This is a genomic window from Robinsoniella peoriensis, from assembly GCF_000797495.1.
Lineage (GTDB): Bacteria > Bacillota > Clostridia > Lachnospirales > Lachnospiraceae > Robinsoniella > Robinsoniella peoriensis.
On record NZ_JTGN01000015.1, the window covers coordinates 1 to 12,713 of the forward strand.

The window sequence follows — 12,713 nt, forward strand, 5'->3', positions numbered from 1 at the left end:
TCATAAATTGCTTTTAACAGCAGATATTTAAACATGCGGATAGGTGGAACTGCATTACGTCCGTTATCAAGACAATATTTATCAATTAACTCTTCATAAATAAATCCGAAGTTTACGAGTTCTTTTATCTGTCGGAGAAGATTATTCCTGGGAACCACCAATTCATATATTTTCATGTAGGAACTTAATACTAATTTTTGTTGTTGATCTACCATAAAAACACCGCCTTTATTTGATACATACATTATATCAAAAATAGACGGTAATATCTACTTTTTCAGTGGCCTCCATACGTCCATGTTGCAGGGATCAAATCCAAGATTGTTCCATAAACCAATATTTCCATCTACACTGAGTTTTGCATAAGCAAGGAAATCCTTAGCCAGCTGAACATCGCTGCACTGATTGGTTACACAAGTACCTGTTCCGCCGCCGCCCACAGAGGATGGCATTCCTTCTTCCAGTACCGGAGCAGGAGCAATTGCAATTTTACCCTTTAAGTCTGTCATATAGCTTGTATATCTGGACATCTGCCACATTGGCATAATCGCACAAGCAACTTCACCTGCATTATAATAAGCGTATGCTTCTTCCGTATCCGGATTTCCGCCCGGAATAGTTGTAGCAACACCTGCCGTCTGAAGATCTTTTAAAGTTTCCAGACCTTTTTGTGCTTCCGGAATGTTTACATTTACATTGCCTGCGTCATCAACCCAGTCTTTTTTCTGCTGTGCAATCAAATCATTTAACTGCCATAGTGCACTGGTATCTGCTGATATAATGTATTTACCGGTTGCTTCTTTTAACTTAAGCCCTGCTTCTTTTAAATCAGCATAGGTTTTAATAGTTGTATAATCAATATCTGCGGCTTCTAACATCTCTGTGTTATAGAAAGCAACAGTTGCACCAACGTGGCTTGGAATACCATAATTTTTTCCGTCCTTGCTGTAAAGCTCAATTCTGGAAGCTACAATATCCTCTCTGTATGGGTCAATCGCATCATTTAATGCTTCTAACTGGGGTTCTCCCTTTAAGAAGTTTGCAAATTTGCCAAGTTCGATATCCACGATATCCGGTGCACCTTCCCCGGACTGAAGTGCAATCTGAAGTTTATTATGCATGTCTTCATATGGAAGAACATTTACATTTAAGCTGACCTGGCGGTCCGGATTTGCTTCATTCCATTTTTCAGCCATATCCTGAAAATGATTTCCGTGGAGTTCCACGAAAGTCCACATTTCCAGTTCTGTTGCATCTGCGCTTGCAGCTGTCGTTGCTTTTTCGGAATCTGCCGCTTCTGTTTCAGCCGCTGCCTTATCCGCTGCTTCATCCGTTGCTGCTGTCTCTGCTGCTTCTGTGCCCGCTGCCGTTGTCTCTGCTGTGGTATCTTTTGCTGCTTCTGTAGTTCCTGTACTGCCTCCGCATCCTGCAAGACTTGCAGCCGCCATTGCTGTTGCTAATAACACCCCTAATACTCTACTACGTTTTCTCATCTTTTTTCCTCCTTAGATAAACTCTTTCACCCATACTAACATTTCGCCTGTCTGGCGGTTCCCCCAGTATGGATAGGGTACAAACATTAACGGTAGACTTTCCATTGTGAGATCAGATTCCTTATATAGTTCGTTACTATGCCACCCATCTGTCATCACTTTTTTCCCTGCTGTCCGGATTACGGTAGTTCCTCCTAATAAATTTTCTTCATAACTCTCCTGCAGTTCCTGCTCCGGATCCAAAAATATTGCCGGAAGATTTTTACCATTATCCACTTCTTCCAGGCAATACACAACCGGACCCTTCATGATTGCAACTTTGCCCACATCTTCTTTAACCAGGGGATTGGCACGCAATATTCTGGGAACTAGTGCAAATTTATAAACCAGCGAAGGATTTTTTCCTGAAATCATTACTTTTGCATAGCCTTTCTGAACTTCCGGATAAATTGCCTTTCCATCCAGTATAAGACCATACTCTTTCACGTATTCAGGTATCCGAATAGCCAACTCAAATTCCGCTTCATCTTCATTCTCAATCGTAATTTCTATCTTTCCATCATTGGGAAATGCTGTCTTCTGACTCAGGTGAACCGGGTGTCCTTCTATCTCAACCACTGTCTCACTTGAGATAAACAGGTTGATCCAGATAGAAGATTTATCATAAAAATAAATGTATTCTCCAATGGATGCCAAGGTTCTGGCTATATTTGGCGGACAGCATGCAACGCCAAACCATTTTTGACGAACCGGCTTTACATGCTCCATGGAAGTTCTTGGCATACAATTATCCGGCCATACCTCCAGCGGATTAACATAGAAAAAACTCTGTCCATCCATTGCCACACCGGATAAAAGTGTATTATACAGTGCACGTTCCACCACTTCCATATATTTTGCATCCCTTGTGATCTGTGCCATTCTTCTTCCAAAGAGTGCCAGTCCAATGGAGGCGCATGTTTCTGAGTAATTGCGGTTGTTAGGAAGATCATATCCTGTGGTAAAACGTTCCAGTAACCCGGAACTGCCTATACTTCCCGTGATATACATTTTTTTATAAGAAATGTCATTCCATAAATTCTCACAGACCTGAAGCAGCTCTTTATCCTGATATTCATACGCCACATCCGCCATAGCACAGTACATATACACCGCCCGGACTGCATGCCCCTCTGCTGTATCCTGCTCCCGGACCGGCTTGTGTGACTGGGAATAAAGAGGCAGGTAATTTTCAAATTCCGGGAAAATCCTCTTATAATCCGGTCTTTTTTCTTCCTCCAGGAAATAATTGGGCTCCCTGCCCCTGCGCTCCAGAAATTCTTTCGCCTGTGCAAGATAGGTTCGATTTCCGGTCACTTCATATAACTTCACAAGGCCAATTTCCACTTCCTGATGTCCGGGATAACCATCTTTGTTATTTTCATTAGAAAACACTGTGCAGATCAGGTCAGCAAATTTGCAAATACAGTCTAAAAACTTTCGTTTACCGGTAGCATTGTAATAAGCAACCGCTGCTTCCATCAGATGTCCTGCCGTATATAACTCATGACCTTCTTCCAGGTTACTCCAGCGTTTTTCCGGTTCTTTAATTGTAAAATATGTATTGATATAGCCATCCGGCTGTTGCGCCGCTTCAATCAGATCAATTACTTCATCTGCTGTATTTTCCAGTTCTTTATCTGTGTGAGATGCCAGTGAAAGTGCAACTGCTTCCAACCACTTTGCTACATCGGTATCCTGAAACACCACTCCGTAGAATTCACCGGTCTCTCTTTTTGCTGCAATTTTAAAATTCATTAACCCATGGCTTGTCTGGGCACCCGGTATTTTATCATTCAGAATATTCCACTGATATGGGATAATCGTACTTTTTACCAGGTCTATATATCTATCCCAATAGGAATCCCGTATCTTCGTACGGTTTAGTTGAACTAAGGTTAGTTTTTCCATAAATGCCTCCGTCCGTTTCTTATCGATACCAGCGCTTTGTCCTGCGGGTTTGATTAAACGTTTTATCTGATATCGATACTATACTACAGTTTCCAAAATAATGCAACACCTTTTTTCACAAAAATGACAAAAAAAATATGTACATGCTAAATTACATGTACATATTAACGTCTATATGTGAATATTTTATATATTATATATGCTGATGTGTCTATTAAATATCATTCTCCTTACGATTAATCGTTTTATCTGAAGATAGTTTTGTCTAATAATCCTTTTGTCCTCGGATTGTTTTATCCATTGATTGTTTTATCCATAGATCATTTTATCTACAGATCATTTTATCCACAGACTGTCTTCTCTTCAATTTACACCTGATCTTGTAGGGATAACTCTGGTTTGCATCCAACGTTCCCTCCACCTCGTCCACCACAATTTCTGCTGCCTTTTTACCAATTTCGTGAAGCGGCAGAGCCATTGTTGTAAGTGCCGGTTTGAATGCGGTGCTGAACTGCCTGTCATCGAACCCAATTAATGCAATATCCTTCCCAATCTCCAAACCATGATCATTCGCATAATCATAGACCCCCAATGCCATTACATCACTCATGGCAAAAATAGCCGTGACTTTTTCCTTCATCAGTTGCCCGCACGCCTCATATCCCATACTTCTCAGCCAGTTTCCGGTTACATTCAGCCCAGGGTTAAATAAAAGTTTATTTTCATATAATGCTTTCTGGTGTCCAACCATTCTGCCAAAGGTATGAAGACTGTCCTTGTCACCGGATATGACCCCGATCCGTTCATGACCTCCCCTGATCAGTTCCATGGTTGCTTCATACGCTGCCTGCTCATCATCAAATACAACAGATGGAATCCGCTGGTCACCTGCAAATCCGTATGCCACAACCAATGGACATTTAAGCCCTCCCGGAATACTTTTAATTTCACGGCAGTGGGCGCCGATATAGATGATCCCCTCCACTTGTTTACTCTGCATAATCAGGAATTCCTCTTCCACCTGCTTTTTATAATCCTCATGATGGTAAAAAGCATTGTCATATTTCTTATACAGCCTTAAGTTCCCGAGAAGAAACGTATAATCCTTCTCTTCCAGATATTCATTAATGCCATCCACGATCTCCACACAGTTAAATACCGTCAGATCCTCTGTTATGATTCCAATTGTTCTGGAGTTTCGCTGTTTGAGATTCCGCGCCATCATATTTGGCACATAACCCATTTCTTTTGCCGTCTTTAGAATGCGCTCCTTCGTTTCTTCTCCAACCCGTCCCTTCCCATTCAGAATATTAGAAACCGTAGCAATTGAAACCCCGCATTCTTTTGCCACTTCTTTAATGGTTGCCATAACTTTATATTCCTCCCCTGTGATATATTTTAGGAATAAACTTTTAGTAAAACTTTTAACTAAAACTCCTACTTCTTTTAAGTATAACACTAAATACTCTTTAAATTCAAGTGATAAAACGTTACACCTGAACCAAAGGGATTTACTCTATTGGCAGTTCCTATTGCATGCACAGAAATGTCCCTCTGATTTCATCCGCCAGATAATAAACAGCCTCCAAATCCTGGGATATTAAAAAAATCAGGGGTGAAATCCTTTCGTATGGATTTCACCCCTGATTTTTTAATATACAAGCCTTTTCACCAGGAACCGATTACTTCCCTTTAGAATTTAAACACCGCCACCCCATAGGCCGGCAGTTCATATCCAAAGGAATACGGCATACCGTCACATTCTTTCTTAACCGCCTTAAAGGTCTCGGGCTGAATTTTACCGGTTCCGCCAAACTCCTTGGCATTGCTGTCCAGAATCAGCTTATACTGTTTTCTTCTGGGCACTCCCACCCGGTAATCTTTTCTCTCCACCGGTGTGAAATTAATTACAAACAACAGATTGCTTTTTCCATTTTGTGAGTGCCGGATAAAACTAAAGATACTTCTTTCATTATCATTTGCATTCACCCACTCAAAACCATTCGGGTCATAATCATGGTCATACAGCGCAGGCGTCTTTTTATAGAGATGGAGCAGCGTTTTTACAAAATGCTGCATCTGGGCATGTCTCTCTTCACCCAGCAGGTACCAATCCAGTTCTCTTGCCTCACTCCATTCCTGGAACTGTGCAAATTCCTGACCCATAAACAAAAGCTTCTTACCCGGATGCCCGATCATAAACGAATAAGCTGCTTTCAAATTTGCAAACTTATCATCATACTGTCCCGGCATTTTGCTGATCATAGAGCATTTTAAATGTACCACCTCGTCGTGGGACAGCACCAGCACATATTTCTCAGCATAGGCATAGGTCATGGAAAACGTCATCTTATGATGATTATACTGTCTGAAATAAGGATCCAGCTTCATATATTCCAGGAAGTCATTCATCCATCCCATATTCCATTTCATCGAAAAAGCCAGTCCATCTTCTTCCGCTTTTCCGGTTACTTTCGGCCATGCCGTCGACTCCTCCGCAATCATAAGCGTCCCATGATTACGCCCCAGAACAACTGTATTCAAATGTTTAAAAAACTCAATTGCCTCCAGGTTTTTATTCCCACCGAATTTATTTGGCAGCCACTGACCATTTTCTCTTCCATAGTCCAGATACAAAATCGATGCCACTGCATCCACCCGCAGTCCGTCAACATGATACTGCTCCACCCAGAAAAGTGCATTTGCAATCAGGAAATTTTTAACTTCACTTTTACCAAAATCAAAGACTTTCGTTCCCCAATCCGGATGTTCTCCTTTTTTGGGATCTGCATATTCGTATGTACTGGTTCCGTCAAACTCTGCAAGTCCATGGGCATCCTTTGGAAAATGTGCAGGAACCCAGTCCAGAATGACACCAATTTTATTTTTATGCATGTAATTCACAAAATACATAAAATCTGCAGGCGTTCCATACCGGGAAGTGGGTGCATAATAGCCGGTGACCTGATACCCCCAGGAGCCGTCAAACGGATGCTCTGCAATTCCCATGAGCTCTACATGGGTATATCCCATTTCTTTTATATAATCCACCAGAGCATGGGCAAGCTCCTTATAATTATAAAATCCATCTTCATCTCCGTCATGAAGGGGATGCTTTTTCCAGGATCCCGGATGCACTTCATAAATGGAAACCGGCTGCTCGTCCTGATTCGTCTGTGCACGTTTTGTAATCCAACCCGAGTCTCCCCACTTGAAATTGTTGATTTCCGCAATTCTGGACGCCGTTCCCGGTCTCACTTCCGCCTGATTTCCATATGGATCTGCTTTGTATAATCCCCGTCCATCTTTGGCAGTAATATAATATTTATATAAATTGCCCACATTCGCCTCAGGTATGAAAGCCTCATACACTCCTATGGGGTCTATACGCTTCATAGGATGTGCTTTTTCACTCCACCCGTTAAATTCACCGATTACACTCACATCAGCGGCATTTGGTGCCCAGACGGCGAAATAAACGCCGTCTTTTCCCTCTATTTTCTGTGGATGAGCTCCTAATTTTTTATAAATATCATAATGTGTTCCCTGACCAAACAGATACTGGTCTAAATCGCCAAACAAAAGCCCTTTGTTCTCAGCCTTCTTTGCTGTTCCTTTGGCCTGCTTTTTCTCTGCCATCTTCTCACCCCTGGTTTATTTTTATAATTACGCTTCCACACGCTTTTAATTCTACCGTAATCTTACCGCCATCTGCCGCAACTGCTTCTCCGGTAACAGCATCCATGCAGCTTTTTGCTTCCACCGGCAATGATATAGTCATCACAGCTGCATTCTCATCATTATTAACTGCAACAATAACCGCTTCCTTCTCCCAGATCCTGGCAAAAGCATACTGGCGGTTAGTCAATGCCAGCTCCCTGTATTTTCCGCCTGCAAGCGCCTGGTTCCCTTTACGGATTTCACCAAGCTCTTTTAAATGCCTGATAATTTCAGGATGCTGATTATTCTTCTCACATTCTTCCAGTACCAGATGCGGTCTCAGCGGATCATCATTTCCGCCCTCTTTCTTACCTTCAATTCCCCATTCAGATCCATAATAGATGGAGGGAATTCCCGGCAGCGTATAGAGCAGCGTATATACCAGATTAATGTGTTCCTTATTCGTCAGCTTGCTCATAATGCGGTCCACATCATGATTATCTACAAAAGAATACAGTGTTCTTCCCTTATAGATCCCGCCATTTTCATCGAACTCACGCTTGACCGTATGGGCAATTTCAAAATAATTATGATCATTATGCCCGGAATACAAACCCTTGTGAAGTTCATAATTGGTAGTAGCGTGTAAGACTTCATCATTTGCCCATTTACCGTAATCTCCGTGGATGACTTCACCCATCAGCCAGAAATCTTTTTTCTCAGCTGCCGTAACCCTGCGCATCTCTTTCATAAAGTCAAAATCCAGACAGTCTGCACAGTCCAGACGGATACCGTCAATATCAAATTCCTCAATCCAAAAACGAATTACGTCCAGCAGATAATCCCGCACCGCGCCTTCACACAGATTCAGATTCACCAATTCAAAACAGTTTCTCCATGCTTCATATCCGAAACCGTCATTATATGGCGTATTCCATCCAAAATTAATACCCTTATACCAGTTCCGGTAAGGTGAATTCTCCCTGTTCTGCTTAATATCCTGAAATGCAAAGAATTCCCTTCCCGTATGGTTGAACACCCCGTCGACAATCACCTTGATTCCTTCTCCATGGGCCATCTCCACAAATTTCTTAAAATCTTCGTTGTCACCAAGGCGCCTGTCGACTACTTTATAATCCTTTGTATCATAACCATGTGTGGTAGATTCAAATAACGGCCCTATATAAATTGCAGTACACCCAATTTCTTTTATATGCGCCAACCAGGCAAATAATTCCTCAAATCGGTGGATTATTTCATTTTCTTTGTTTTCTTTTGGTGCCCCTGTCATTCCCAGGGGATACATATGATAAAATACTGCCTCTTCATACCATTTACTCATTTCCGTCAATCTCCTTTACGAATATATTCCATACATAAACTGATGCACCAGGCTTCGCTTGGTGTCGTCACTAACAATGATTTCCATTTCTGTCTGATCACATACCACTAAAATATAATGGCTTAATATTCCAATAAATCCAATGGCAAACTGCCGTTGGCGCCCCCTCATATTTCCCAGCTGCCCTTCCGCCTGCTCAAACACATCCACGATGATGTGGTAAAACTCACTCAGCAGCGGCTGAACCGCCCGATAAGCGTCGTTGTCCTTTGCAGAATAAAACAGCGCCATCATCAGCATGTAGGTCTTCTTATGAGATATTGCATAATCAATAAATGCAGAAGCCAGATGATAAAGGGTCATGGGAAGATCACCTTTATATACAGCCGCCTTTACCAGACGTGCCCGGAATTCCTCAAACTGTGTATTCAGCAAGTTTTCCAGGAGCCCGTATTTACTTCCAAAATAATAATATAACGTAGGTTTCGTAATTCCTGCCTTTTCTACAATCTCCTGTATTCCCACCGCATCATAGCCCTTGTGGTAAAACAACTCCAATGCAGCTTCCATAATCAACTGTTTATTATCCATTGCAATTCTCCTTATGTTATTATTATACCGTTCGGTATATAAAATGTCAACAAAAAGGAGCTTCTCTTCAGAAACTCCTTCCCGCAGGTAATTCATCTGTTTACTTTTAAATTTATCTAAAATCTTTCTCACAAAGCAATACTCTGTCTTCCTCGTCAAACCGTTTGCCTGACAGGCTTGAGAATAATTTTCTCATACCAATACGGTCAACTCGTTTAATCGCCTTGTCTACAATATCCTTGACATCCGCTACCGTGACCGCATGATCCGGCGACTGAATTTCCCCGATCCGGTCATAGAGAAGTCCCACAGCAGGTTCTTCAATATGATAATCCTTGTCATTGGCATAAGTCTTTCCAAAATACACCAGCTCGTCGTTGGTAAATATCGGTATCGTGATATTTACATTAAACTTACAAGCCAGATCCGGATAACGTGCAAGCAGGTCTCTCACATAGCTCTTCTCGTCTTCCAGAATAACTAAGAGGCCGTCTGTCTTAAATTCCATAGCCTTAGCAAGCATCTCAACTGCATTTTCATCCAGGTCCCCGGCTTCCTCAATAATCAGCGTGCCGCCTGCAATCTTCGCTATAGTAGCCGGTATATCCTTTTTATTAAAATCTTCCGCATAGATCTTAGCCACCTTCGCTGAGCTCTGGTGTTTCTCCTGGCTGATTACCTTCGCAAGGTTAATGCCAAGAGTCGTTCTCCCGCTTCCTGCATCTCCTGTTATCACCACATTTCCGACCTTTGAATTACCGGATCCGAAATTACCTTCTCTGATTTTGGAGATAGCATGGGCAAGCTGAGCATCCAGCCCTTTTATCCATGCAAAGAATCCTAGCGTCGTCTTTTGTGACTGTGTAAGCGTCATAGGTACATGTGCATTCAGTTCCGGTGCGGGATGATACATCGGATCTGATGCAACTCTATGTACGCTTTCTTCCACATCAGATAACATCTGATCTTTCTTCGTCATATCGGAATGAAGATGAGCCGTATTTGCCGCCGCCTCAATGGCTGCTGACAGATCAATCGTAGCACCGGGATCATCTGTTTCCGGCATTTCTATCTCATCCGGCATTTGAATTTCATCCGGCATCTGTATCTCATCCGGCATCTGTATTTCATCCGGCATTTCTATCTCTTCCGGCATCTCTACTTCCGGCATCTCTACTTCCGGCAAAACAGGCTCTTGCGCTTCTGCTGCTTCTATATCCTGATATTCAATGCCTTCGTCCGCATCTTCATCATATTCATATTCGACTACATCTTCCGGTTCTTCATCATATTCGTATTCAGCGTCTGCTTCCGCTTCCTCTTCATACTCATATTCTTCTGCATCTTCATCCAGCTCCTCAGAACCTTCTTCTTCCGGATCATATTCCAAATCTGCATCATATTCCGGCAGTTCTTCATCTAACGGTTCTTCATCTAACGGTTCTTCGTCTGCATCCATATCCTCTGCATCCAGTTCCCCGTCAAAATCCTCTTCATCTTCCATGCCGTCATCCAGATCTTCTTCGTCATCTAATTCTTCTGCTGAATCATCTTCCGGTTCTTCATCAAAATATTCTTCCGAATCAATATCATCCAGGTCATCCAAATCCTCCGTATCTTCTTCATCATATGCCTCTTCGTCCCCGGCATCTTCCTCATCCGATACTTCGTCGTCTTCCACACCACTCATAGAAGTAAGTACATCATCGATAGAAATTCCTCTGAATTCCTGATCCTCCGAATAAACAGCTTCCTGTGCTTCCGCTTCCATTTCGGAAACTTCTTCATCAGCGGTATCTCCTATAACGGTAGCAGGATTCACTTCGTCTTCCTCTTTAGGCTTCTTAATTCCTGATAAAATTTCACGCATATTTTTAGCCAGCTCCATTTGCAAATCTGCTGTATTATATGCCGGAAGTACCTGAATTGACTCTGGTTTTCCTTTATTTTCTTCCTGAAGTGCCTCTTTCACAGGTGTATACTGACGAATCATCTCTTCTTCATCCGCATAATTATCTTGTCTGCCATAGTTGTCTGACTCTTGCTTATGCATTGCTACAGACGCTGCAATCTCCCGCTCCGTAGCTGCAATTATATTAGCCGCCAACGCTTCCTCTTGTGTCTCCGGCATCCCTTTCAGAATTTCCTTTTCTAACTTAGGAACTGCTTTTGTCACTGTTTCTTCTTTCGTCTTTATATCAACAATTCCACTGGGATTATCATAGATTGTCTGCTGTTCCGGAGTCAGCGGAACATAATTTCTCTTAAGCTCTAATGCCTTTACCACATATTTACCATTGTGGAACCAAAGCGTAATATCATCACACTCTTCAATACATTTTTCAACAAATCCAGCCTTGTGGTACAACTTTGCAAGTTCATATGCCCACTGTTCCGTGTATTCCTTATGCTTATATTCTTCCAGGATCTCAATCTGTTCCTCCAGAGACGATCCTCTGCCCTTATATAATTTATATTTTAGAACATATTTACTGTTATCGTTTGGTGCTGCATTCACGAATTCGGTATAGAATTCAACAGCTTCGTCAAACTCCCGCATTTTAATTGCAACTTCTGTTAAACGGTAAAGTATACTTCTGACCATTGGAGAACGGCGGTATGCACGCAGTAAGATCTGCTTGCTGTCTTCCAATTGTCCATTTGCTTCATATATTTCGCTAATCATGCATAAGGTACGTACATTTCTGACACGTTTCCACTCAATTGAGTCTGCTATTTTAGCTGCTTCATCATATTCTTCCTGTTCAGCCAGTCTGGTTATTTCTTCCAGCTTCGCATTATATTCAAATTTATCCAAATTTTTCACCTCTTAGTTTGGGTCTGCATAGTATTCTACATAATTGCCTTAAGTGTACCATACCTGATTTTCGTTGTCAAAACCAAAACCATGATTTCATTATATTTTCACAAAAAATAGCCGCTATCATGCGGATAACGGCTATTGGTAACTTTTATCATTATTTAATTGTAATTTATATTTTATGTAATCGGAGGTTCATCTTTTTATTTCCTGCATCTCTATTTGAGATATATTTAAAAATTATTTAAATATATGAAATTATTCACTCAAAGCTTTCGACTATATCTTTCGCAAATATTGATCTCCTATATGTTCGCTTATACAAGTTCTCTAAATATATGAATACCCTTATTATGAATCGATTGATTTATCAGAATAGACATTCTTATAAATAATATCTTATTTATAATCTAAAGTATTGATATATCTTCGTTGATTATATAAACTACTGATATTTTTTAATAACTGTTTCTTCACACAGTTGTTAAAAACCTTTGAACTACTATGTGGTAAATCCTTCAATATGGTGACAATTTATATTCTTTATCCATAAATTCCAACTTCTAATCTCTCCGATTATCTGACGTCTACCCGATTCCTTTGGATCCTTTTATATGTGATAAAGGTCTTTCTCGCAGGAAACAACTGTCATACCACAACCATATTGAACTGACACTATAGAAACTGTGTCCACTGGACTCGACCTCCTCTTCCTTAACATTTCAACAAGTTTTAATATTTAAAACAACTACATGCCTTATTCAAATAATCGTTCCAGGATTTCTCGTCTCCTTTGGATTTATCTATAAGTACATGTTTTGTTGATGAGGTTATAATACCACACGAGACTTTATTT

The 12,713-nt window shown here is 41.2% G+C and carries 8 protein-coding genes; all 8 read right to left on the bottom strand.

Annotated features, from left to right (window positions below; all coding sequences use genetic code 11):
- On the bottom strand, nt 1-215 hold a 215-nt coding region (locus QR40_RS24155; protein ID WP_044297122.1), incomplete at its 3' end, for a transposase.
- 54 nt (nt 216-269) lie between these two features.
- Nucleotides 270-1,493, bottom strand: coding sequence for an ABC transporter substrate-binding protein (locus tag QR40_RS24160; protein WP_052431035.1), 1,224 nt, complete (start codon nt 1,491-1,493; stop codon nt 270-272).
- Nucleotides 1,494-1,505: 12 nt separating this feature from the next.
- Nucleotides 1,506-3,443 (bottom strand): glycoside hydrolase family 127 protein, encoded by a 1,938-nt coding sequence (locus QR40_RS24165; protein WP_044297123.1) that lies wholly within the window; start codon nt 3,441-3,443, stop codon nt 1,506-1,508.
- A 325-nt stretch (nt 3,444-3,768) separates the two neighbouring features.
- Entirely contained in the window at nt 3,769-4,812 is a 1,044-nt protein-coding gene (locus QR40_RS24170) for a LacI family DNA-binding transcriptional regulator (protein ID WP_027295326.1), read from the bottom strand.
- A gap of 323 nt (nt 4,813-5,135) precedes the next feature.
- Complete coding sequence (gene glgB, locus QR40_RS24175; RefSeq protein ID WP_081820322.1) at nt 5,136-7,082, bottom strand: 1,4-alpha-glucan branching protein GlgB; 1,947 nt, start codon at nt 7,080-7,082, stop codon at nt 5,136-5,138.
- Nucleotides 7,083-7,086: 4 nt separating this feature from the next.
- Nucleotides 7,087-8,445, bottom strand: a complete 1,359-nt coding sequence (locus QR40_RS24180) for an alpha-amylase family glycosyl hydrolase (RefSeq protein ID WP_044297124.1) — start codon at nt 8,443-8,445, stop codon at nt 7,087-7,089.
- Between the two features lie 15 nt (nt 8,446-8,460).
- Nucleotides 8,461-9,168: a TetR/AcrR family transcriptional regulator gene (locus QR40_RS24185; RefSeq protein WP_242849133.1), complete on the bottom strand. Its 708-nt coding sequence runs from the start codon at nt 9,166-9,168 to the stop codon at nt 8,461-8,463.
- Nucleotides 9,149-11,854: a P-loop NTPase family protein gene (locus QR40_RS30285; RefSeq protein WP_052431036.1), complete on the bottom strand. Its 2,706-nt coding sequence runs from the start codon at nt 11,852-11,854 to the stop codon at nt 9,149-9,151. The genes QR40_RS24185 and QR40_RS30285 overlap by 20 nt, the downstream gene beginning before the upstream one ends.
- Nucleotides 11,855-12,713 lie beyond the last annotated feature (859 nt).